Annotated in this window: 21 protein-coding genes and 1 riboswitch; of the genes, 7 read left to right on the top strand and 14 right to left on the bottom strand. The window is 46.2% G+C overall.

Annotation, left to right across the window (positions count from 1 at the left end; translation table 11 throughout):
• The 7 genes from LTAR_RS11770 to LTAR_RS11735 form a co-directional block, all read right to left on the bottom strand.
• Positions 1–1,611, bottom strand: coding sequence for an ABC transporter ATP-binding protein (locus tag LTAR_RS11770; RefSeq protein WP_062422434.1), 1,611 nt, complete (start codon positions 1,609–1,611; stop codon positions 1–3).
• Positions 1,612–1,613: 2 nt separating this feature from the next.
• On the bottom strand, positions 1,614–2,411 hold the full coding sequence (locus LTAR_RS11765) for an SAM hydrolase/SAM-dependent halogenase family protein (protein WP_062422433.1): 798 nt from the start codon (positions 2,409–2,411) through the stop codon (positions 1,614–1,616).
• Positions 2,408–3,199 carry an SAM hydrolase/SAM-dependent halogenase family protein gene (locus LTAR_RS11760; protein WP_062422432.1) on the bottom strand — a complete coding sequence of 264 codons (792 nt, stop codon included), beginning with the start codon at positions 3,197–3,199 and terminating at the stop codon, positions 2,408–2,410. The genes LTAR_RS11765 and LTAR_RS11760 overlap by 4 nt, the downstream gene beginning before the upstream one ends.
• Positions 3,200–3,519: 320 nt before the next feature.
• A complete protein-coding gene (gene dhaL, locus LTAR_RS11755; protein WP_062422431.1) occupies positions 3,520–4,158 on the bottom strand; it encodes a dihydroxyacetone kinase subunit DhaL in 639 nt (212 codons plus the stop codon).
• A 55-nt stretch (positions 4,159–4,213) separates the two neighbouring features.
• Positions 4,214–5,224: a dihydroxyacetone kinase subunit DhaK gene (locus LTAR_RS11750; protein ID WP_062422430.1), complete on the bottom strand. Its 1,011-nt coding sequence runs from the start codon at positions 5,222–5,224 to the stop codon at positions 4,214–4,216.
• A 151-nt stretch (positions 5,225–5,375) separates the two neighbouring features.
• Complete coding sequence (locus LTAR_RS11745) at positions 5,376–6,422, bottom strand: dihydroxyacetone kinase subunit DhaK (RefSeq protein ID WP_081419958.1); 1,047 nt, start codon at positions 6,420–6,422, stop codon at positions 5,376–5,378.
• 562 nt (positions 6,423–6,984) lie between these two features.
• On the bottom strand, positions 6,985–8,040 hold the full coding sequence (locus LTAR_RS11735; protein WP_062422428.1) for a LacI family DNA-binding transcriptional regulator: 1,056 nt from the start codon (positions 8,038–8,040) through the stop codon (positions 6,985–6,987).
• Positions 8,041–8,441: 401 nt separating this feature from the next.
• Here LTAR_RS11735 and LTAR_RS11730 point away from each other — a divergent pair, with 401 nt between their 5' ends.
• The 5 genes from LTAR_RS11730 to hxlB all read left to right on the top strand — a co-directional run bounded on the left by LTAR_RS11730 (position 8,442) and on the right by hxlB (position 13,705).
• Positions 8,442–9,464, top strand: a complete 1,023-nt coding sequence (locus LTAR_RS11730; protein WP_139044530.1) for an autoinducer 2 ABC transporter substrate-binding protein — start codon at positions 8,442–8,444, stop codon at positions 9,462–9,464.
• Positions 9,465–9,545: 81 nt separating this feature from the next.
• Positions 9,546–11,093, top strand: a complete 1,548-nt coding sequence (locus LTAR_RS11725) for a sugar ABC transporter ATP-binding protein (RefSeq protein ID WP_081419957.1) — start codon at positions 9,546–9,548, stop codon at positions 11,091–11,093.
• Entirely contained in the window at positions 11,090–12,100 is a 1,011-nt protein-coding gene (locus LTAR_RS11720) for an ABC transporter permease (protein ID WP_062422427.1), read from the top strand. The genes LTAR_RS11725 and LTAR_RS11720 overlap by 4 nt, the downstream gene beginning before the upstream one ends.
• A gap of 22 nt (positions 12,101–12,122) precedes the next feature.
• A complete protein-coding gene (locus LTAR_RS11715; RefSeq protein ID WP_062531999.1) occupies positions 12,123–13,151 on the top strand; it encodes an ABC transporter permease in 1,029 nt (342 codons plus the stop codon).
• The gene (gene hxlB / locus LTAR_RS11710; RefSeq protein WP_062422425.1) at positions 13,148–13,705 is read left to right on the top strand and encodes a 6-phospho-3-hexuloisomerase; all 558 of its coding nucleotides are present in this window, start codon (positions 13,148–13,150) and stop codon (positions 13,703–13,705) included. The genes LTAR_RS11715 and hxlB overlap by 4 nt, the downstream gene beginning before the upstream one ends.
• Positions 13,706–13,839: 134 nt before the next feature.
• Here the strand turns inward: hxlB and LTAR_RS11705 are convergent, their stop codons facing one another.
• From LTAR_RS11705 to LTAR_RS11675, 7 genes are all read right to left on the bottom strand, one after another.
• Positions 13,840–14,340, bottom strand: a complete 501-nt coding sequence (locus LTAR_RS11705) for a DsrE/DsrF/DrsH-like family protein (protein WP_081419956.1) — start codon at positions 14,338–14,340, stop codon at positions 13,840–13,842.
• Between the two features lie 40 nt (positions 14,341–14,380).
• A complete protein-coding gene (locus LTAR_RS11700) occupies positions 14,381–14,698 on the bottom strand; it encodes a TusE/DsrC/DsvC family sulfur relay protein (protein ID WP_062422423.1) in 318 nt (105 codons plus the stop codon).
• A gap of 34 nt (positions 14,699–14,732) precedes the next feature.
• A complete protein-coding gene (gene sqr, locus LTAR_RS11695; protein WP_062422422.1) occupies positions 14,733–15,965 on the bottom strand; it encodes a type III sulfide quinone reductase, selenoprotein subtype in 1,233 nt (410 codons plus the stop codon).
• Positions 15,966–15,976: 11 nt separating this feature from the next.
• Positions 15,977–16,714 carry a PocR ligand-binding domain-containing protein gene (locus LTAR_RS11690; RefSeq protein WP_062422421.1) on the bottom strand — a complete coding sequence of 246 codons (738 nt, stop codon included), beginning with the start codon at positions 16,712–16,714 and terminating at the stop codon, positions 15,977–15,979.
• 142 nt (positions 16,715–16,856) lie between these two features.
• Complete coding sequence (locus LTAR_RS11685) at positions 16,857–18,149, bottom strand: O-acetylhomoserine aminocarboxypropyltransferase/cysteine synthase family protein (RefSeq protein WP_062422420.1); 1,293 nt, start codon at positions 18,147–18,149, stop codon at positions 16,857–16,859.
• Between the two features lie 134 nt (positions 18,150–18,283).
• Entirely contained in the window at positions 18,284–19,201 is a 918-nt protein-coding gene (gene metA / locus LTAR_RS11680; protein WP_062422419.1) for a homoserine O-acetyltransferase MetA, read from the bottom strand.
• Positions 19,202–19,264: 63 nt separating this feature from the next.
• A riboswitch (SAM riboswitch) is annotated at positions 19,265–19,367 on the bottom strand.
• 125 nt (positions 19,368–19,492) lie between these two features.
• A complete protein-coding gene (locus tag LTAR_RS11675; RefSeq protein ID WP_062531998.1) occupies positions 19,493–20,038 on the bottom strand; it encodes an HXXEE domain-containing protein in 546 nt (181 codons plus the stop codon).
• A 59-nt stretch (positions 20,039–20,097) separates the two neighbouring features.
• On the opposite strand from LTAR_RS11675, the gene LTAR_RS11670 reads away from it, so the two are divergent.
• Both LTAR_RS11670 and LTAR_RS11665 read left to right on the top strand, forming a co-directional pair.
• Complete coding sequence (locus LTAR_RS11670; protein WP_062422417.1) at positions 20,098–21,105, top strand: CPBP family intramembrane glutamic endopeptidase; 1,008 nt, start codon at positions 20,098–20,100, stop codon at positions 21,103–21,105.
• 464 nt (positions 21,106–21,569) lie between these two features.
• Positions 21,570–22,637 carry an aminopeptidase gene (locus tag LTAR_RS11665; RefSeq protein ID WP_062422416.1) on the top strand — a complete coding sequence of 356 codons (1,068 nt, stop codon included), beginning with the start codon at positions 21,570–21,572 and terminating at the stop codon, positions 22,635–22,637.
• Positions 22,638–22,680 lie beyond the last annotated feature (43 nt).

Here is a 22,680-nt window from a genome sequence, read left to right as displayed (position 1 = left end):
TCAAATTCGTTTTGCCAGTTCTTCCGCCCGCAGGAAGCGGCCGGTTTGCTCGTAATATTGTTCATTGACCTGCAACAAGGTGGTCGGCAAGACCCGGCATCGGCGCAGCTGTTCCTTGTCTTTTAATACCTCCGCCGGGGAACCATCAGCCACAATTTGACCGCCGAATACAAGCAGAATTCGATTGGCGTAAACCACAGCCAGATCAACATCATGCGTAATGAACAAGACTGAATCAAATCCGGGCATTTGCAGGATGGCATCCATAAACTGGTTGTAATTCCAGTAATCTTGCCCGGCTGTGGGTTCATCCATCATCAAAATTCGCGATCGCATGGAAAGGATGGAAGCGATGCTGACCCGTTTCTGCTGCCCGAATGACAGCGCCAGCGGGGGAGTTTCCAATTCGGCTTCCATGTGGACGGTATGGATGGCCCAATCCACATTCTTTTGGATCGTATCAGGGGTGTATCGCAGATTTTTTGGACCGAATGCCAGTTCTTCTTTTACTGACGGGGCAAACAGCATTTGCGTGGGGCTCTGGAACACATATCCGATGGTATGGGCTGCCTGGGCAACAGTCACTTTGCGGGTGTCTTTTCCTTCCAGCAAGACCCGTCCATCGGTCGGCTTTAATAATCCCAGAGCATGTTTAACCAATGTGGTTTTTCCGGCACCGTTGTGGCCCAGTATGGCAATCACATCACCTTTTCCCACTTGAAAACTGACATCATGTAACACATCAGGAAGGTCTTCACGATACCGGAATGAGACATGATCAAATTTCACCAAAGCCTCACCAGCCTGCGGCGACAGCAGTGGTTTAAATTCAATAACCTGTTCTGTTTTTGCCCTCTCCATAATAATCCTGGCGGGCAGCTTGATGCGATGATAATCGACCACTTTCATCAGGCCGGATGAATCTCCATAGTATTCCTGTTTTCCGGCATCCAGGTAAAGGACACGGTCCGGATTTATGCTCAGCACATCTTCCACCCGGTGCTCCACGATCACCACGGCAATACCCTTGTCAGCCAGATCACGAAATAGCTTTAAGGCTTCATGCGCAGACGACGGGTCAAGGCTGGCCAGGGGTTCATCTAATAACAGCACTTTGGGCTGCATTACCAGTACACCAGCCAGGGCAACTTTTTGTTTTTCACCGCCAGATATGGAAAATGTTTCACGATCGCGCAGGTGTAGAATCCCCAGGTATTCCAGTGTTTCATCCACACGGCGGATAATTTCTTCACGGCTGAAACCGAGATTCTCGAGACCGAAGGCGACTTCATTGCGCACATAGCTGCCCACAATTTGCCGTTCAGGATCTTGCAACAGTGTTCCAACCGTCTGAGACAGGTCAGACATGGCCATTTCGGAGACCGGTTTATCGAGCAGACGGATTTCTCCGCTCATGTCACCCCGGTATGTGTGTGGAATCAGACCATTGATGCAGCGCATCAGGGTAGTTTTTCCGCATCCCGATGATCCGGCAATTAATAGAACTTCACCCGGATACACTTTAAAAGAAATATCTGATATAGCCGGTTCAGTGCGGCTGTGATACTGAAACGTCAGCTTATCTACAGTGATATACGGTTCGCGGTCCACAGTCACTCCTGAAAAACCAACTCAAATTCTGTGCCCACACGAGCCTGCAGACGTTTTTCTGCACTGCCCTGTGAAACAGCAATTTCCAGACAGTCACTGTCATCCAGCAGGGTGAGCAACTCGCCCGGTTTGGCAGATCCGTATGTGGTGGTCAGGCCAGTTATGGCAGTTCCCTGGATCGTTACAACATAATTAACCTTGCCAGACAAATGTCCAGCCGTCAGGTTGGTGGTGAGGTTGCCAAAGTGATCAACATGCAGGATGGTTCCACGCCAGCCACTGGCAGTTTGAATAGGAACCGGTAATTCCAGCAAAACAGGATCAACAACCGGAGAACCGACCTTATTTAAAGGTATACCGGCAGCCAGATGAGCAGCTACAGGGGCAAAAATATCGCGTCCATGGAATACACTGGTCACATACGGCAGCCAGTATTCCGTATTTTCGAGAGCATAAAACTCAACTGGAAGATTTTCTTTGTGCGCCTGTTCCACCATTAAGGTGCACAGGCCGTTATCCGGACCGACAAAAATCTGTTTTCCCAGCCGGGCAGCCAGACCACGGCGTTCTGTTCCAACACCGGGGTCAACCACCGCTATGTGGATTGATCCTTCCGGGAAGAATGGTGTACAGCGGGAAAGAATCACCGCACCTTCAAGAATATTAAACGGAGTAACGTCATGTGTCAAAACGGCGATATTGGCCTGTGGAGCGATAGACCAGATAACTCCGGTCAAAACACCGGCATCATAATCAGCCGTACCGAAATCGGTGGTAAGTGAGATGACCGGTTTGTTCATGATTTTGTTGTAACCTCAACCGGATCACCCGGTTTAGCCTGCAGGTATTCTGCTGCATTACCCCGAACAACCGATAGGATCAAATCGTGTTCTGTACCGATCATGGCAGCCAGCTCGCCGGCCGGCCGGTCGTCAAATGTTCGGATAAGGCCGTCTATTGTTTTTCCACAGATTTTGATTACCAGATTGGTTTTATTCTGGAGCAGGTCTGAATGAATGTTGGTCGCAAGATTCCCGAAATTATCTACAGTAACTACTTCACCGGTAATGGTTGTTCCCTGAATGCGGGGAGTAGGCATCGTCAGGCGGATGGGGTCATTGATGGGAGTCCCCATTTTTTCCAATGGAACGCCTTTTGCCAGGTGGGCGCCGGCTGGAGCAAAAATATCCCGGCCGTGGAATACCCGGCTGATCTCTGGCAGCCAGTATTCCGATTTATCCAGAGAAAAACATCGGGATTGCAGTCCGCGGGATTCTGCATCTTGCAAGATCAAAGAGAATAGACCGTTGTCTGGTCCGATGAAATAATGACCGTCAGCTTCCATCCCAAGCGGCTTGCGGTTGGTTCCCACTCCGGGATCCACAACCGCTATATGCACTGTCCCTTTTGGAAAATACTTAACTGTACGCTGCAGAGCTATGGCTCCCTGACGGATATCCTGCGGAGGGATGAAATGGGTGATATCCGCAATCTGCGCATCAGGGCAAATCTTCCAGATTACCCCTTTCATTACACCTACATACCCATCGCGTAAACCAAAATCTGTTAATAGAGTAATAACCGGCATTGTTTCTCCTCTGTATTTCTACCAGAACAGTAAAAAATTACCCTATAAATTATATCTTCTGCAACCTGCAACATAGACTCTTTTCCATAATAAAGTGGCAAAGGAGGTTGAAAATTTCGGCACCAGGAAGGCGTATTGAATTATCGGTGCAGATGGAAAGAACTTTCCTTATGTTCAAAAATTGGCTGTTAAAAACCATACGTTATTTCAGATTTTTCCTTTGAATCATACATTGAATTAATAAATTCTAGAAATAAAATGAGATTGGCATGTTTCTTGACCAATCTCATTTTGAAGAAAAGTGATGTATTGAAGGAATGTTACTGTTTATTTACCCAGTCAAGCATGGCTTTTATGATCAACGTAAGGGAAACAGATCCAGCATCCGGGTAACCGATAGCGCGTTCACCAAGTGTCTTGGCTCGCCCGAATTTGGCAACAAATTGTTTGCTGGATTCCATACCGGCTGTGGCGGCGTCGAGCGCGATTTTTAAAATTTCTTCAAAAGAAATATCCTTTTCGGCATTTTTCTTCATGGCATCTACCATCGGTTCGAGGCCATCCACCACAGTCTTGTCACCAACACTGGCATGTCCTTTGGCTTTGATTTCAACCAGGGCTTTTTCAAAAATGGTGGTGAACTCTTTGATGCCAATTTCAGTCGCAGGTTCCACATTCTTGCTGCCGGCGAAGAAAAGCGTACCAAAAATAATACCTGAGGCACCGCCCATTTCTTTAATCATGGTTCGACCGACGGTAAAAAAGACTTTATATACATCGGTAAAATCCTGGTTGCCCAATTCCTGAAGGGCGGCGCCAAAACCTTTGGCCATCCCAATGCCGTGGTCACCGTCACCGATATTTCGATCTGCTTCGCACATGATTTCTTTGGCTTCAACCATAGCGGCAGAAACAAAGATCATCATGGACTTGGCCTGTGCTGCTGTTAATGTCTTCATATGAGCATATCCTTCTGTCAAAGATATCTGGAAAACCAGATGAATTCAAACACCATTATTTATGGGTGCTGAATCCCTTCTGGCCAAACAGAATTGACCACATGGGTGAGTCGTACAACTTCTTGAGTTCATCGTCCAGGCGCATCAATGTAATTGAGCTACCTGCCATCTCCTGGAATGTGGCAAAATTCCCAAATTTCACATCATGAAGAGTGATACCTTCTTTATCTAACAGTTGACTGACCCGGCGGATGATGATCATCATTTCCATGCGTGTGGTTGCACCAAATCCGTCAACAAGCAGGCAGACATCATCACCTTTTTTGAAGGGAAGATCTTCCAGAATCATTTTCATCATCTGGTCAACAATTTTGTCGGCAGGTTGAATTTTGTCACGGCGGATTCCAGGTTCACCATGCAGACCCATGCCGATTTCCATTTCATCTTCGCCCAGGGTGAAGGCGGGTTTTTCGCCCGGAATGGTGCCTGGAGTCAGGGCTACACCCATAGTGCGGGTATTGGCATTGGCTTTATCGGCCACACGTTTTACATCTTCCAGATCATATCCGGCATAGCAGGCAGCGCCGGCAATGCGCATGACAAAGAAATCTCCGGCGATTCCACGGCGGTCTGAAATGCGATCTTTCGGTGCAGAAGCCACATCATCTGTCACACGAACAGTGGCTGTTTTAATGCCCTCCAGATCAGCCAATTCTGCGGCCATATCAAAATTCATGCAATCACCAGAATAATTACCATAGATATATACAACACCCTTGCCGCGGTCCACTGCTTTGGTAACAGCAAGAATGTTATCGGGTGAGGGGGCGGCGCAAATATTTCCTTGAGATGCGCCGTCGGCCATTCCTTTTCCCAGATATTCAATGAAAATAGGTTCATGACCGCTGCCGCCGCCAACGATCAGGCCGACCTTCCCGGGATCAAGATCTTTCAACACAACGGATGGGTAGTCTTCGATTCGTTCAATAATATCGCCATACGCTCGAAGGTAACCTTCCATCATTTCGGGTAAAACATCATTAGGATCATTAATAAATTTTTTCATTTTTCTTCATCCTTTATCAATAATGGTTGAACCTGGTCTGCCAATGTCTACAAATATTGGGCATTACAGGCATTACTTATAATGAAAACCTGAACATGAAAACTTGAAATATCATCCCATCTGGTGTGTTCCCCGTTGCATAATGCCATGGTTAATATCTACCCGAAGAATTCCGATGACTCTGCGGGCGGAGTGGATTAAGAGTGAATTGGCTGGTCATGGCTGAATAACAGGGTGAATCATACAGTTTCATCAGTTCTGAATCCAGGCGCATCATAGTGATGGACAGGCCGGCCATTTCCTGGCAGATGGCAAAATTGCCAACTTTGATGTCATGTACATGGATTCCAAGTTTGGTCAGGTCCTGCAAGATACGCCGGGTGGCAATCATCAACTCAAGGCGTGATGTAGCACCCAGACCATTTACCAGAACACATACATCGTCATTCTTCTTGTAAGGCACATCCTTAACAATCGCTTCAACCATTTCATCAACGATTTCGTCGGCGGTTTTAATTTTCCCTGTTCTTGCACCCGGTTCACCATGCAGACCCAGTCCAATTTCAATTTCATCTTCTGCAAGCTCGAAAGAAGCTTTGGGTTCGCCTGGAATTGTTCCGGGATAAAGGGCTACACCCATGGTGCGGGTTACCGAATTGGCTTTTTCTGCCACATCTCTGACCGCATCAAGATCATAACCAGCCTGACAGGCTGCTCCGGCAATCCGCATGACATAAATGATTCCGGCAATACCCCTGCGATCTTTCATTCTTTCAGGCGGCACAAGAGCCACATCGTCTGTCACCAGAACAATATGTGTTTTGATGCCTTCCTGCGCAGCCAGTTCAGCGGCCATACCAAAATTCAGATTATCACCCGAGTGGTTTCCAAACACGTAAACCACACCTCTTCCACGGTCAATGGCTTTGGTTACGGCAAGTATGTTATCTGGTGAAGGAGAAGCAAACACATTGCCCTGAGCTACTCCATCCGCATAGCCTGGCCCTAAATAATCCAGAAAAAGGGGTTCATGTCCACTCCCGCCCCCTACCAACAATCCAACTTTACCCGGTTCCAGGTTTTTCCGTACCAGAGACGTATAAGACTCGATCTGTCGAAGGACATCTCCGTATACACCGAGATACCCTTCCATCATTTCGGGTAATATATTCTTCGGGTCATTGATCAACTTCTTCATAGCCGCTTCCCTTCCTCATGTCTTCGAATGGGACAATTGAAGTGTCTGTACTTGTTATTCACCATTCACCTCTCAAATAAGGGAAAAGCCGCAGGTGAAAAGAAACCCGGTCTACCAGTAAGAAAAAATTGTGCCGTTCCACCTCTTGTAGGAACAGATTGCCTGGGGAATAAATGTTGCTTAAAACAGAGTTGATGGATGGAAGTTCCAGTAATATCGTTTGGATGGCATAAAGAATCACGACGGAAGTTTTTGTTGGATTTCGTCTGAAAGCAGGTAGGTGATCCAATAACTGTGGGTATTTCCATGCTTGATACTCTTAAGTCTGGGAAACGTACAACACGGTTAAGAAGTTTAAAAAAGCCGGGGCTCTGGCAAAATATCTTTAATACATTCCGCCCCCCGGTATTACTACAATTCAGAAAACTGGTTTTGATCCTGTTATTGAAAGTATTATATCCATTTTCAGTGAAGCCGAATTTTCTATTTCCAGAAAAATCAGATTCATTCTGAGAGGATGGATTCTCGTTGGAAAAAAACCGGGTTAAGACCATAACAGGTTTCACCTTTTTATTTTCGGGCTCGAGCAACTTGACCGAATGATCAACTCGGGTGAAATGATGATCCGTTGAACCGGTTGTTGGATCTGTTGTTCACTCTGTTTTAGAATGCGATCCAATTGCTCCATGGCAAGATGTCCGATAGCCGCCATGGGTTGAGCCACCACTGTTATGGGGGGATTATTAATTTGTGCCAGTGGTGCATCATCAAAGATAATTAGCGAGATATCATCAGGAATCTGCAGGTGATATTCACGAAGCGTAAAGATAGCCGAATTGGCTATAGATGAATTGGTCATAAACAATGCTGTTGGTCGTTTGGGTAATGATAAGAGACGGTTTATAGCCTGGGTACTATCTTCACTTTTCGATGACAGGTTTTCCTGTAATTCCTGATCAGGTTTGATGCCTGCTTCTGTGAGGGCATCCAGATAGCCCTTCAACCTGTCTGCATACTGTTGGGAATAAACCGGGCCGTTTATGATTCCAATTCGACTGTGCCCCAGCGAAATGAGATATGACATTGCTTTGTGGGCACCGCGGACATTATCCACTTGAATAGTGTCAACATCTCCCAGGCCGCTGACCTGGCGATCGATAAAGACCGTCTTGACACCCATGTTGATCAATTCCTGCCAGCTTTCCTGGTTTGATCCGGTTGGAACAGCAATAATTCCTGCTGCCCGTTGGCGCATCAACATTTCTATGTGCTCTCTCTCAAGTTGTTCATTTTCATCGGTGGCACAGACAATAACGTGATATCCAAGTTGATGAACACGATCGAGAACGCCATTGGCCAGATGTCCATAATAAGGATCAACCAGGTTCTTCAAAACCAGTCCTATTGAATCTGTATGCTGGGAGGTCAGCATTCGGGCCATTTCATTGGGCCTGAAATTTAATTCTCGAATGGCATTGTTAACCCGTTCCCGGGTCGATTCGCTGGCATATCCCCGACCGGAAAGAACGCGAGAAGCAGTAGCCAGAGAGACACCTGCGGCTTCCGCCACATCCTTTATCGTTACATGCTTATCGGGACCCAGTTCTTTTCTTCTCAATCAGATGCTCCCGGAAATCTAGTTCTGCAAACATTTTAATAATACTGTAAATCAGACTGCACATCTTGGCTTACGAATATGTAATTTAATGTGAAAGCGTTTCCATTTCTCATGGCTCATTATATGCATAATATTGTTCGTTTATTACACAATGTGACATTAATCGGACAATACGTGACATTTATCATCAATATATGACATGAAGTTTATAGTATTATGAAACAAGTTATTGGTTCAGTGTGAAAACATTTACACAATTTATTCCAGATAATTTTCCAGGAAGAAGGTGATGTACTGAGCTTGAAAATTATTTGCAAGGCCTCATAACACCGCTAATTTACTGGTATGAATGAGGCAACAATTCCCCCAATTTTTATTTGTTAAACATTAGAGGAGAGATAATGAAACGGTTACTTGTAGTGGTATCAGTTTTAATTATTGCTTTTTCCACACTGGGATTTGCACCTGCTTCAGCGGTAGCTTCTGCTCCTGCAGCACCTGCCCAGGCTGACAAGAAATACGAAATCGTCATGGTCGCCAAGATGGAAGGCGTTTCATGGTTCGATGATATGCGCGTTGGCGTTGAGCAGTTTGGCAAAGATTACAATGTCAATGCCTATCAAATTGCCCCCGATACCGGTGATCCTGCCAAACAGGCTCAGATGGTGGAAGATTTGATTGCTAAGGGTGTAGATGCTATCCTCGTTGTCCCCAATGATCCGAAATCAATGGAACCAGTTCTTAAGAAAGCGAAAGAAAAAGGTATCGTTGTGGTGACCCATGAAGCCCAGGCTCTCGCTCCGATCGTTGACTATGATCTGGAAGCCTTCAAGAATGAAGATTTCGGTGTTGTTATGGGTAAAGCTCTGGCCGAGGCTATGGGCGGCGAAGGTAAATACACCGGTTTCGTTGGCGCCCTCACCATGGAAACCCACATGCAGTGGTTCAATGCCATGCAGGAATACCTGAAAAAAGAATACCCCAAGATGGAATTTGTTTCCAAGCAGCCTTACGAAGACAACAATGACGAAAAAGCTGCCTACGCAAAAGTTCAGGAAATTCTTAAGACCTACCCCGATCTCAAAGGAATGTTTGGAAATTCCGCTTCCTCCACGACCATGGAAGGTCTGGTAATGAAGGAAAAGAACAACAAAAATATCAAAGTTGTTGGTCTGAGCCTCCCCTCAATGGCTGGCGAATACATCAAAGACGGCTTCATCCAGCAGGCTCAATGCTGGCGCCCTGCTGACGCGGGCTATGTCTCCGCTCTGATCGCACTGAACATCCTTAAAGGCGAAAAGATCACTGATGGCATGGACCTCAAGAAACCCGGTTACGAAAAAGTTATTCTTGATAAGAAAATCATCTACGGCAATGCTCCGTTGATTCTCACCAAAGACACTGTAGATAAATACGATTTCTAAAAATCCCCATTAATTCAATCCGGTGCTGCCTGCTGATCTTCAGGCAGCATCGGATTTATGTGCCGGAGGAATTGAATCGCCATGCCCGGAAATATTCTGGAAGCAAATAATATTTCAAAGACATATGGGGGTGTTCATGCCCTGGATAATGTCAGTATGTGCATTAAAGCCGGGGAGATCCACTGCCTGGTAGGGGAGAATGGATCTGGAAAATCAACATTCGTAAAGGTCATGTCAGGTGCAATCACTCCTGATAATGGTGAGATTACCTTGAACGGACATACCTACCGCAGTCTGAATCCCATCGATTCAATTCGCGAAGGTGTCCAGGTGATTTATCAGGACCTTTCACTCTTTCCGCATATGACAGTGGCGGAAAACATTTCAATGAACAAGATGGTTGCACTTGGCAAGAAATTAGTCAATATGGCAGAGGTCCGGAAGACAGCTGAGGAACAGCTGGCTCGAATTGGCGAGACGATGGATTTGGATTGTCCTATTGACGAAATCTCAATGGCCAACCGCCAGCTGGTTGCCATTTGCCGGGCATTGAGCCTGGATGCCAAATTGCTTTTTATGGATGAACCCACAACTGCTTTGACGAATATCGAAGTAGATCGGTTGTTAAAAATAGTCCTTGAACTGAAAGAAAAGGGTTTATCGGTTGTATTTATCAGTCATAAATTGAACGAAGTTTTCGAAGTTGCCGATACAATCACCATTTTCCGCGATGGCCGGAAAGTGGGTGATTTTAATAGCAAGGAACTTTCTTACCATTCATTGATTTACCACATGACTGGCCGGAATGTGGAATATCCGCGTTATGTTCGCAAAGCAACGGATGACAATATTCGATTTGAAATTCGTGGACTTTCCCGCCCCGGTCATTTTGAAGATGTGAATGTCAAGATGCGCCGTGGAGATATCCTGGGGATCACCGGCTTGAAAGGCTCTGGTCGTGAAGAGCTGGCTCTGTCTCTCTTTGGATTGAATCCATCAAAAAGCGGCCAGGTTATTATTAACGGAAAAACCGTATCCATTCATTCTCCAACCGATGCGATTGTATCGGGATTAAGCCTCCTACCTGAAGACCGTTACACCCAGGCACTTTTCCCGACTCATAGTATTTCAGAGAATATATCCTCTGCATCTCTTCCTTCCATCACCACAAAAGCTGGATTATTGGATCGGAAAGGTGAGCGGCAAAACGCCATTAATATGGTTGCGAAGCTGCATATCCGTACCCCCAATGTAGAAACCAGTGTACAGAATTTGTCGGGAGGAAACCAGCAGAAAACGGTAATCGCCCGCTGGGTTTTGACAGATCCCGAGGTATTGATTTTGGATGGCCCGACAGTTGGTGTCGATATTGCTTCGAAGGTAGATATTTACGAACAAATCCAGAGTTTTGCCTCCCAGGGCATGTCGATAATTTTGATATCTGATGAATTGCCTGAACTTCTGGCAAATTGCAATTCAGTTATGGTGATGCGTGCAAATAAAGTAGTTGGATTCCTGTCCAATGAGGAATTGGAGAAACCCGATGCTGCTGACAGGCTGCAATCCATGATGAGCGGTGGCGGGGACGATTTTCAGCCATCCATTCCAGTCCTGGAGGCTCAGGCATGAAACGACTGAAGAAATATATCAATCAAAATGAATGGTACCTGATGGGTATCATCTTGATCTATTCGATTATTGTTACAACACAAAATAGCGGTTTCTTTACCCTTGAGAATTTCTTTGATGTTTTAAAAGGTAGCTCCGGGATGATCATCCTGGCGATGGGAATCCTTGTTGTGTTGCTATCCGGTGGAATTGACCTGTCTTTCACGGCCATTGCCATGTTCGGTGGATACTCTGCCGCCCGGTTGATGATGGCGACAAAGATTGATAACCTGGCATTTGCTTTTGTAGTTTCCGCTGTGATTGGCATTCTCCTGGGTGCTGTCAATGCGCTGATCATTCATAAATTTCATCTACCAACCATGATCGCCACACTGGGTACGTCCAGTCTGTTCTCCGGCATTATGACGACCTTTATTGGAACGAAAACTATTACAGTCGGTATGATGCCTAAATCGTTGCGAGCATTTGGCGGTTTCCGCCTTTTTGAAATGGTGAATGACGCGGGAAGCACCTATGGGCTTACAGTTTTCATCATCCCGGTTGTGATCGTTGTGGTGGTGACCTGGTTTATTCTATATAAAACAATGCTGGGCAGAGGTGTTATCGCCCTGGGCAACTCAGAAGAGGCTGCCAAACGTTCCGGTTTCAATCTGTTTTGGATCCGAATGTTTATTTACACCTATGTGGGTTTGCTGGCCGGGATCATGGGTGTGATTTATGTTGCCGAAGTCAACTCTGTCTATGCTGTAGCCCTTTACGGAACAGAATTAACGTATATTGCGGCCGTTGTGATTGGTGGAGCAAAATTGACCGGTGGTGAAGGTAAGATTTTGGGAACACTGCTTGGTGTGATCATTGTCAGATTGTTGAATTCGACCCTGGTTTTCCTTGGCCTTACGTCATCCTGGAATGGGTTCTTTACCGGTGCGGTGCTGCTCTTCAGTGTCGGTTTGACGTCGTATATGTCGCGTCTGCGAAGCCGCCGTAACCTGACATTTACAGATTAAGAGGCACGGAATGATTACTCAAATGAAAAAATTCATTCGTCAAGATACGACTCTAACTGTTTTGTTAGGACTGTTGATCTTTCTCATCTTGCTTTTCGGTTCCATTTTGCAGGATAAATTCTTCTCTTTCGATAATATCCAATCCATGGGGTACCAGATACCCGAGTTCGCCTTCCTGGCATTGGCTATGTCTATTGCCATGATCACGGGCGGCATTGACCTTTCTGTTGTAGCCAATGCCAATATGGCTGGCATTATGGCCGGCTATGTCTTAACTGGTGCTGTTTTTGGCCTGAATTCTGGAATGAGCGACCTGACACTCGTGATCATCGCGATTCTGGTTGCATTGATTGTGGCCACCCTGGGTGGTGTTTTTAACGGTATCTTGATAGCCAAATTTTCTGTTCCGGCAATCCTTGCCACTCTGGGGACGATGACGTTCTATAACGGCATCAGCACCGCTATTACAGAAGGTAAAGGTGTTGTCGGTTTCCCCGATAACTACCTTTCCATCGGAACATCTGCTCCCCTTGGTATTCCGCTGGTGTTTTACATCTTCTTCATTGCATTCGCCGTGGTAGCGTTTGTTATGGTGCGGACACCTTTTGGTCAGAGTATTTACCTGTATGGCGAAAACCGGATCGCCTCGTTGTTTTCGGGTATCAAAAATGAAAAGATGATCATCAAAACCTATGCACTGGCTGGTTTCTTATCCGGTATCGCCGCCATTATTATGACTTCTCGTGTGAATTCAGCCAAATACAATTATGGCGATTCTTACCTTCTTCAGGCCATTCTTGTAGCCGTTCTTGGCGGTATCAATCCCAATGGTGGTCGCGGCAAGGTGACCAATGTGATCATTGGTATCCTCATCCTGCAAATTCTGCAAAGTGCGTTCACCCTGTTTGCCTTCTCTCCTTATGCCAAACGGATGATCTTTGGTTTCATGTTGCTTCTGATCATGGTAATCAATTTCATCATTGATAAATGGGGAGCTCGATCGAAATCCATCGCGAAAGATAGTGAAGTTGTTCCTCAGGAGGCAAAATGAACTTCGATGAGATGTATAAGAATATCCTGAATGAACACCGTCAGGTATTTGAAACTTTGGATCAATCGAAACTTCAGGAATTTATGGAGTTGATCATCAACGCCAAACGAATCTTTTTAATGGGAGTTGGACGCGAAGGCCTGGCTACCCGTGGATTCGCCATGCGCTTGATGCACATGGGTAAAGAAACTCATTGGGTCTGGGATGACACTACCCCCAATGTTCAACCGGGAGATTTGTTTATCTTTACCTCAGGTTCCGGTGAGATTGGTCATATCCACTTTGTGGCAGAAATGGCCAAAGCGGCCGGTGCAAAGCTGGCCGTGGTTACCGGTACACGGACCGGGAAGACCCCCGCCCTCGCCGATTTTGTCCTATGGGTGCCGGCACATGTGTATAAAGGTACCGACAAAGTGGTTCCATCCAAGCAACCCATGGGCAACCTGTTTGAGCAGACCCTGTTTGTGTTATTTGACATCATAGTGATGATGTTGATGGATACGTTGAATATCTCGGAAGCGGCCATGATCTCTCGCCACCGAAATGTTGAGTAACTGACGTTTATACCGGGGTACTGAAGCCCCTCTATTATTGGTAGACATTACTGGTAGAAACAAGATCACAGAGGCCATTTTCGGCCTCTGTGATCTTAATCGCTCAATGATCCATTCGGGAGGGAGAAAATGGATCAGATGAAAATAATTTGAGCGCCTTCTGTCATATCCATAAAGTCACCGGCGGTAACAATGTCGATCACACCGTCCACAAAATCATCCTTCTTCAATCCGAACATATCGACAGACATTTTACATGCATACAGTTTCGCACCGCCATCTACCAGCATTTCAAGATATTCTCGTACTGTTGGAACCCCCAGGTCTTTCATCTTTTTATTCATCAGACTGGTGGCTATTGGTGTCATGCCGGGGAATGCTCCCAGAAATTGCGGAATACCGACATAACCGGGAACACCCATCATATTCATTTTCATGCTGGCGTTGGCGACCGGGGGAATTTCCAGGTGATCAATACGAGCTTTGTTGATCATATCCATTCCCCAGAATGTGAAGAATATGGTTACATCAATCCCGTTACCCAGGGCAGCCCAGCCCATCACCAGGGCAGGGTAAGCCATATCCAGGTTACCCTTTGAACAGATAAAGGCAATTTTCCTTTGTTCATCAGCCATTGTCAGGTCTCCTTATCAAAGAACGTCACGATAGATCGTTTTAGACACAACCCTCGGGTTTGCCGAGGCCGGCAATTTTCGCCACTTTCTTGGCTGGTCCTTTGGGGAACAGGGCAAACAGGTCTTTCGTAGAGACACCGGAACCGGTGGTAATAGTCCGCAAAGTGGGAGAGGCTCCGCTGGAAGCTGCGCTCTGACGCGCATAATCAATCACTTTCCAATGAGCATCAGTAAGGCTTTCAATGCCTTCTTCCCTGGCCATTTCAATAGCAATTTCCTTAGTCCATTCAGCCGGATTGGTCATGAATCCTTCGTCATTCACCTGAACCGTTTTGCCTGCAATTGTTTTTGTCGCCATAATTCATTCCTCCTGGATTGAATTTATATGCCTTCTATTGTTCTTTTCCCGCCAGACTGAACGCGCTGGGCAGGGGAACATCGATTCCCTTCATCATCATATACCAGTACATATACCGGAAAAAGAGTTTTCCCCAGTGGTTGATGGTGGTTTGCTTCAACAGGGAGAAAGGTCCAATACCCGGCAATGGATATTTCCCTGGCAGCGGTTCAACATCATAGCTGAAGTCAATGAGCACCGCTTTTCCAAACCCTGATTCAATATAGCAGCTCGCGTGACCGTCAAACCCGCCGGGCAAGTTTTTACCGGCCATATGCGCCAGAATGTTTTCCACAACAAATTCCAGTTCAAAATGTGCCACGGCTCCAGCTTTGGATGCCGGAATGTTGGTGGCATCGCCCATTACCCAGATATTTGGCCAATCCTTCGACTGAAGGGTGAATTTATCTGTCGGAACAAAATTGAGCGCGTCGCCCAGACCGGAACGACCAATCACATCAGCGCCTTTATTGGTGGGAATACTGATCAATAAATCGTATGGGATTTCCCGTTCATCAAATGAACGCAGAATATTTTTCCCAGAATCCACTTCACCGGTATTAAATTCGGTTTCCATGAGGATATTCTTGCTGGCCAGGATGTCTCCCAGAGCCCGGGCGGATTTTGGTTTGGTAAAGGCACCGGTGAGAGGGGTGGCATAGACCAGTTCCACTTTGTTTCGTATCCCTTTACGGGTGAAGTAATCGTCTGCCAGGAAAAGGAATTCCAACGGAGCAACCGGGCATTTGATGGGATTTTCCACCACATTCATTACCAGCCGACCGCCTTCCCATTTATCAAGGAAGGAGTGGAGGGCGGCAGCGCCTTCATATGTGTAAAAATCAAAAATATTTTTATGCCACCCGGCTCCCTGCAGGCCTTCTGTTTCTTCAGGATGGATGCTTGCCCCTGTGGCAATCACCAGATAATCATAAGCAATTTCACGGTTATCTTTGGTTAATTTGACTTTATTGGCAGCCGGTTCGATCATCTCAATATCGGAGAGGATGAATTCTATATTGCCGGGGATGAATTCCTGTTTGGTTTTAATAACGTCTTCGGCTTTGTACCAGCCGAATGGAATAAACAAAAAGCCGGGCTGATAGTAGTGCTTTTCGTCTTTATCTACCAGGATCACTTTCCAATCGTGCGAATCTAGCTTGCCGGCCATTTTACGGGCGATCATGGTTCCAGCTGTTCCGGCTCCCAGGATTAAAAATGTTTTCATGGCTTACCTCCTCAGGGAATTTGGGTTAGATCTGCTATCTTTTTTAATCGCCGGGCAAAAGCTGACCGTTCCTGAAGAATGCTTTCAAAAGCCTGCGCTGTCGCAGCTGCCCATGAATCCAATTTGTTTTCCTGTTCGGCAGGAAATTCCGGTGCGGTCTGATAGGCCGCTTGAAGTTGTTCCTGTGGAATATGTGAAAGAGTAACTCGGTTAAATCTATTGTTTTCTTCGTTGTTTCCCTGCCGGCGATAACCTCCTACCAGCAGCAAGCCGATGATTTTCTCACTCTGTTTGACCGGCACCCCGGCATAATGCAGCCCGGCATGACAGACGAAATGCCGGGAACCATGTGCCGCTTCTTCGGCAAATCCTCTTCGCGAAGCTTGGCATTTCTCAGATGCTACTGGATCGGTGGATACGAACTGGCAGAACTGACAGACCTCGCTGCTATTGGTGATGGGTTCGCCCTGCAGATTGACCAGTACCGCAGGAAATTCACTCACGGCAGAAAACAGGTCTTGAATGGCTTGAAGGCAGTGCACGGGCAATCCGCGGTCATCGGCGATTTGCGCTGAATCATCCGAGAGTTTCAACCCATTTAGCAGGTCTTCCACGTCAGACCGGGAAAAACGCCATTGCTGACCGATCTTATTCCCTTTCAGGCGGCCATCGTTGATCATCCGGTAGATGGTGATGCGGTCTACCTTGAGGATTTCCTGTGCTTGACGTGCGGTGAGAATATCGTCCATATGCTATAACAACCTATATCATATTATACAGATCAAATCAGATATTACAAGTGATAAATATCACAAATAGACAAAATTCATGTAAAAAAAACCGGCCATCCAATTGGATAAGCCGGTTGATCAATTTTTTCCCGATGTCGAATTAGACCTGATCCAGTGCCTGATCAAGGTCCCAGAGAATATCTTCGATATCCTCCAGACCGATACTCAAACGGATAAAATCTGGCGAAACCCCCGCTTCAATTTGCTGCTGTTCATTCAGCTGGCTGTGCGTGGTAGAGGCTGGATGGATGGCCAGGCTCTTGGCATCACCGACATTGGCAACATGGCTGAATAACTTGAGACTGTCAATGAATTTGCCGCCGGCTGATTTACCGCCTTTGATCCCAAACCCTAAAATCGAGCCGGCTCCTTTTGGTAGATACTTTTGGGCGGCTTTATAGTCAGGGCTGCTCTTCAAACCAGGGTAGGCAACCCATGCGACTTTGGGGTGCTTTTCCAGATATTCGGCTGTTTTCTGGGCATTGGCAACATGCCGTTCCACCCGCAGACTGAGTGTTTCGAGTCCTTGAAGAAAAAGGAAGGAATTAAAGGGTGAAAGACATCCTCCAAAATCCCGTAAAACTTGAACGCGCGCCTTGGTGATAAAGGCCGCCGGACCTATCGAGGCGAACACCAGCCCGTGGTAACTGGGATCGGGGGTATTGAAATTGGGGAAGCGGGGATTGCCTTCCCAGTTAAAATTCCCGCCATCCACAATAACACCGCCAATGGATGTGCCATGTCCGCCAATGAATTTGGTGGCAGAGTGGGTGACAATATTGGCACCCCATTCAAATGGCCTGAATAGATAAGGGGTGGCGAATGTATTGTCAATAATGAGTGGAATGCCAAATTCCTTCCCGATGGCGGCCACTTCTTCCACGGGAAAAACGTTGATGCGTGGATTTCCGAGTGTTTCACCGTACAGGATCTTGGTGTTAGGACGGATGGCGTTACGGAAATTCTCTGGATTGGAAGGATCAACAAAAGTCACATCAATTCCCAACCGAGGGAAAGTATAGGCAAATTGTGTATACGTGCCTCCATACAGGGTGGCTGCCGATACAATATGGTCACCGGCAGCCGTGAGGGTAAGAATTGCCTGCGCCTGAGCGGCATGCCCTGAACTGACAGCCAGGGCTCCTACACCGCCTTCAAGCGATGCCACTCTCTGTTCAAAGACATCATTGGTTGGATTCATGATCCGGGTGTAGATATTCCCTGGTTCCTTAAGGGCAAACAGATTGGCAGCATGCTCGGTGCTGTTGAATGCATACGATGAAGTCTGGTAGAGAGGGACGGCCAATGAATTGGTTGCCGGGTCAGCAACCTGACCGGCATGCAATTGACGGGTGGAAAATCCGAATTTTCTGGTGACCTGGTTGGGAGTCATAATAATTTTTCCTTAGACTGAACAAAAAAACTTGAAAACGATGGATGCAACTGCATCACAGGGCACAGTCATTTTCTACACATACACATTTTCATTTTGCCTACCTCTTTGTAGAAATTTCATGTCCTGTAGCATTACTTCAGTTCATCCAGGTTGTACGGTGTCTCTTCATACACGCAGTAGTTCAACCAATTGGAGAACAGCAGGCTGGCGTGACCGCGCCAGCGCACAATGGGTAATTGTGCGGGATCGTCGTTGGGGTAATAATTCCGTGGGATGGCTATGGGTAAGCCAAGGTTCACATCCCGGTCATATTCGGCTTTCAGAGTGAGGGGATCATATTCTGAATGACCGGTGGCAAAAACCTGTTTGCCATCATGCGTAGAGACAAGATAGATTCCGGCATCGGGGGATTCAGCCAGGATATCCAACTCGGAGACTTTTTCAATATCCTCACGGCGAACCTCTGTATGACGAGAGTGAGGTGCATAAAAGATATCATCAAAACCTCGCAACAGGTTGGTATTCTTTGTGGTGACATAATGTTCAAAAACACCGAATTTTTTGGCTGGCAACGGGTATTTGGGAATCCCGTACCTGTGATAAAGCCCGGCCTGCGCACCCCAGCAGATGAAAAATGTCGAAAACACATTGTGTTCAGACCAGTCCATCACTTCCGTCAATTCCTGCCAGTAATCTACCTCTTCAAAGGGCAGGTTTTCCACCGGGGCTCCGGTGATGATCAGTCCATCAAACCGTTCATGCATCACCTGATCGTAGGTTTTATAAAAGGCCTGCAGGTGTTCGGCCGGGGTATTCTTGCTCTCGTGAGATTTTGTTCGCAGAAGGGTCAGATCTACATGTAATGGGGAATTCCCAAGCAAGCGCACCAATTGGGTTTCGGTGGCAATCTTGGTGGGCATCAGGTTCAGGATGGCGATGCGCAGGGCTCTGATATCTTGATGCAATGCACGGTCTTCATCAATTACAAAAATATTCTCACTGTTTAAGATTTCACGGGCGGGCAATTTATTGGGTATTTTAATAGGCATGGCTTTCTCCGAAAAAAAACCTCTTCTAAAGATAAGAAGAGGTGCGGAAAAGCCACAGATCTCCTCTCATCTCCCAGAATACTGCTTCTGCGGGAATTGACACCATGCCTTGCGGCTGGTTGTCGAGGTATCATAGGGCCCGTCCCTCCACCTCTCTGGATAAGAGTGCATCAAATATATTCTATTGTTGAGTTTCACATTCCAGTTTCGTTTGGAATGTATTGGTTGTTATATTACAACGATATTTTACAAAATACAAGTACCAAAAAAGATTTTGATGAAATTTTTAACTTACTCTAATTTTTTCGTAGGACTCGCCGCCCAGTGACCAATTTTAAGAATTACTGGAAATAGAGGAATAAAGAGAATGGCGACAATCAAACCATAAAACATTGATAAACCCCACGTTATTCCTGCTGATTGAATTTGATTCTTCCATAAAATCAGGCTGGGCAGAAATACAAGGATTGAAGTGATGGTACCCGGGACAACCTTATGGATAAAAAGGCTTTGGACCACATGGAATACTAAATGAAGGGTAAATAAAACCAGAACAGAAATAAAGGCAATTCGAATCCACGTGATTTGAGGGAAAAGAACTGCGGCTGCACTGAAAAAACTGAGCACTGCCAATTCTAAAAGTACAGAAATGTTGAATTGTTTCTGGTTATGATGGCGCAACAGGTGCAATGATCTTTTTAAAAATGGCAGCTTCGATTCCAGTTCGTCAAACAGAACAGCATTCTTTTGAACCCATGTGGGTAGAAATAAAACCTCTTCACCATCATGGAAAATAAATAAAGCTACCAGAAGCCACGGAGAATTCATTTCTTGCATTATAACTTTGGGGGTAAGATTCACTTGATGAATTTTAATGAAAATATCATAATTAGATCATGCTCAACCGGGTTTTAGATTCAAATAATCAGTTATTTGAACTGGCACGCCAGGGATCTCTGGCCATTCCCCGATTTCACAACCATATCTGGCAGAATATCTGGGAGTTTGCCTATCCTCTGTTGGCTTTCTTTTATGCCGGTCTTGTTCCGGTACTTTCATCTTTTTGCGCGGCTCCGGTGATCGTTGTAAACCTGGCTTCTGAAAATTTTTCGGTGGCAGCGTTTCACAATCCTTTAAAAACCAATTCTCCGCTAATCACGTCTATGTTCCTGTTGTTTAGCTTTCTCCCTTTTTTTGTGTTTATTTGGGGCTGGCTGGGTATTTTTGAACATCGGTCTTTCTGGACGACCGGGTTGGAACGAACCAATATTCGAGAAAAATACCTGCGAGGGGCGGCTGTCGGTACCCTGATGATGATTATGCCGGTATTCATTCTCTGGGGAGCCGGCTTGATGAACTTTGAATCAGACCCTTATGTGTGGTCTGGTTGGAGCGCCATTCCCGGTGTGTTGATCATGCTGGTGGGATGGTTGGTTCAGGGGGCAGCAGAAGAAACATTGACCCGCGGATTTCTACTGCCGGTTTTTGGCATCCGTTTTGGCCCCTTCTGGGGGATAATGGTCTCTTCTATCCTCTTTTCTTCCCTGCATCTCTTGAATCAAAACCTTAACTGGATTGCCATGGTCAACCTGTTTCTGTTCGGAGTGTTTGCCAGCCTGTACGCCATGCGGGAAGGCGGCCTGTGGGGCGTATTTGCCATCCATAGCTTTTGGAATTGGACACAGGGCAACCTGTTCGGACTGGAGGTGAGCGGTTCATCTATCGGGGGGACAACATTAATCAACCTTCAAGAGACCGGTTCAAATCTACTTACTGGTGGTGCCTTTGGCCCTGAAGGTGGTCTGGCGGTTTCTTTTATCCTGGTGGCGAGTATTCTGGTCATGTTTTTAATTCCCCGTCGTAAGGAATTGCCGGCTTTTTTGCATACTGATGCTATGAAATAAGTCAACTTGCTGACTTTCTTTTTTTCTCTGTCAATATTTTCCAGTATTCTCATTTCTACATATAACCAGGCCTTTTTTTACATCTGGCGTGAAAAATTTTCATGGGTATGTAGAAGTATAATTGTTCGATAATGATTGAATTTTGATCAATTTCGAAACTATGAATCAGGGTTTACAGGGTGATGGTTGAAAACCAGTCGTGAATGGGGGATGGATACACATGTTGGATTATCGAGTTTTCACGAAGCAAAAATCAATAAAAACTGAGGGGGGAAATCCCGGAGACAGGCCTGTAGGTTATTGCATGATAACTTCAGATCAATAAATTAGATTTGAGGTGTTCAAAGCTGATTGCCACAAATCTATTCTTTGGGATAAAATGATTAATGTTTATAATTATTTTGTGCGAACGCACACAAAATGTGTATATCTAGATGAATTCTTAATGATTGGGAGATATAACAATGGATAAGCGATGGTATCAACTGGCAGATATTCTTGTAAATCACTCTACACGAGTAGCCCGCGGAGAACGGGTTATGATCGCCATGCATGAAGTGGAAACCCTGCCTCTGGCCCGTGCAACGTACGAGTCAGTCATCAAAGCAGGAGGATACCCACAGGTTCAATTTCTATCAGAAACTTTGCGTCATTCGCTGCTGAAATATGGATCGGATGAACAGCTTTCCTGGGTGCCGGAAATAGAAGCTTATGGAATGGAATGGGCAGATGTGTATATCGGCCTGCGTGGAGCACACAACCTGGCCGAACTGGCAGACATTCCCACGGAAAAATTAACTCTCAACCAGCGTGCCATGGGAAAGGTCTCCACCATGCGTTGGGAAAAGACACGTTGGACGCTTGTTCGCGTTCCCAATGAGGCTTTCGCCATGCAGGCAGACACCGATGAGGAGACCATCACAGATATGTTCTTTGATGCCTGTCTGCTGGATTGGCCGGCGGTTTCCAAAGATTGGTTCCGCCTGGCCGGAATACTGGAACAGGGGAAGGAAATCCGCATCACCGGCAAAGGGACGGATTTGCGTTTCTCTGTTGCCGGACGAAAATGGGTGGCTTCAGACGGACGTATTAATATGCCTGATGGTGAAATCTTTACATCACCGGTAACCGAAACGATCGATGGCACTATTGAATTTGAATTTCCCGGTGTATTCGGAGGCCGCCTGATGGATAATATCCGCTTTGTTTGGGATCATGGCAAATTGGTCAGCGCCGAGTCATCCACAAACCAAACATTCCTGCAATCTGTTGTTCATTCAGATGCCGGGTCAAGCCTGATCGGTGAATTTGCTATTGGAACCAACCCCGGGGTGACCCGTTTCTGCAAGGATATCCTGATAGACGAGAAGATCGGTGGAACGGTTCATATTGCTATGGGTAGGGCATACCCGGAATGTGGTGGAACCAATAAATCTTCCATTCACTGGGATATTGTTAAAGATACCCGCACAGAAGGGGCGATTTATCTGGATGGTAGAAAAGTGTTCGAAAACGGGCGTTTCTTGATATGAAGGTTGACATTCAACCATAATTATTATATAATTCAAACAGTTT

Source organism: Leptolinea tardivitalis, from assembly GCF_001050275.1.
Lineage (GTDB): Bacteria > Chloroflexota > Anaerolineae > Anaerolineales > Anaerolineaceae > Leptolinea > Leptolinea tardivitalis.
Note: the sequence above shows the minus strand (reverse complement) of the source record. Positions and strands in the feature narration are given on the sequence as shown.

Bases quoted from the DNA above. Each gene is read 5' to 3' on its own strand.
- LTAR_RS11765 (WP_062422433.1), bottom strand. From the start codon at position 2,411: ATGAACAAACCGGTCATCTCACTTACCACCGATTTCGGTACGGCTGAT.
- LTAR_RS11760 (WP_062422432.1), bottom strand. From the start codon at position 3,199: ATGCCGGTTATTACTCTATTAACAGATTTTGGTTTACGCGATGGGTAT.
- dhaL (WP_062422431.1), bottom strand. From the start codon at position 4,158: ATGAAGACATTAACAGCAGCACAGGCCAAGTCCATGATGATCTTTGTT.
- LTAR_RS11750 (WP_062422430.1), bottom strand. From the start codon at position 5,224: ATGAAAAAATTTATTAATGATCCTAATGATGTTTTACCCGAAATGATG.
- LTAR_RS11745 (WP_081419958.1), bottom strand. From the start codon at position 6,422: ATGAAGAAGTTGATCAATGACCCGAAGAATATATTACCCGAAATGATG.
- LTAR_RS11730 (WP_139044530.1), top strand. From the start codon at position 8,442: ATGAAACGGTTACTTGTAGTGGTATCAGTTTTAATTATTGCTTTTTCC.
- LTAR_RS11725 (WP_081419957.1), top strand. From the start codon at position 9,546: ATGCCCGGAAATATTCTGGAAGCAAATAATATTTCAAAGACATATGGG.
- LTAR_RS11720 (WP_062422427.1), top strand. From the start codon at position 11,090: ATGAAACGACTGAAGAAATATATCAATCAAAATGAATGGTACCTGATG.
- LTAR_RS11715 (WP_062531999.1), top strand. From the start codon at position 12,123: ATGAAAAAATTCATTCGTCAAGATACGACTCTAACTGTTTTGTTAGGA.
- hxlB (WP_062422425.1), top strand. From the start codon at position 13,148: ATGAACTTCGATGAGATGTATAAGAATATCCTGAATGAACACCGTCAG.
- LTAR_RS11705 (WP_081419956.1), bottom strand. From the start codon at position 14,340: ATGGCTGATGAACAAAGGAAAATTGCCTTTATCTGTTCAAAGGGTAAC.
- LTAR_RS11700 (WP_062422423.1), bottom strand. From the start codon at position 14,698: ATGGCGACAAAAACAATTGCAGGCAAAACGGTTCAGGTGAATGACGAA.
- sqr (WP_062422422.1), bottom strand. From the start codon at position 15,965: ATGAAAACATTTTTAATCCTGGGAGCCGGAACAGCTGGAACCATGATC.
- LTAR_RS11690 (WP_062422421.1), bottom strand. From the start codon at position 16,714: ATGGACGATATTCTCACCGCACGTCAAGCACAGGAAATCCTCAAGGTA.
- LTAR_RS11685 (WP_062422420.1), bottom strand. From the start codon at position 18,149: ATGACTCCCAACCAGGTCACCAGAAAATTCGGATTTTCCACCCGTCAA.
- metA (WP_062422419.1), bottom strand. From the start codon at position 19,201: ATGCCTATTAAAATACCCAATAAATTGCCCGCCCGTGAAATCTTAAAC.
- LTAR_RS11675 (WP_062531998.1), bottom strand. From the start codon at position 20,038: ATGCAAGAAATGAATTCTCCGTGGCTTCTGGTAGCTTTATTTATTTTC.
- LTAR_RS11670 (WP_062422417.1), top strand. From the start codon at position 20,098: ATGCTCAACCGGGTTTTAGATTCAAATAATCAGTTATTTGAACTGGCA.
- LTAR_RS11665 (WP_062422416.1), top strand. From the start codon at position 21,570: ATGGATAAGCGATGGTATCAACTGGCAGATATTCTTGTAAATCACTCT.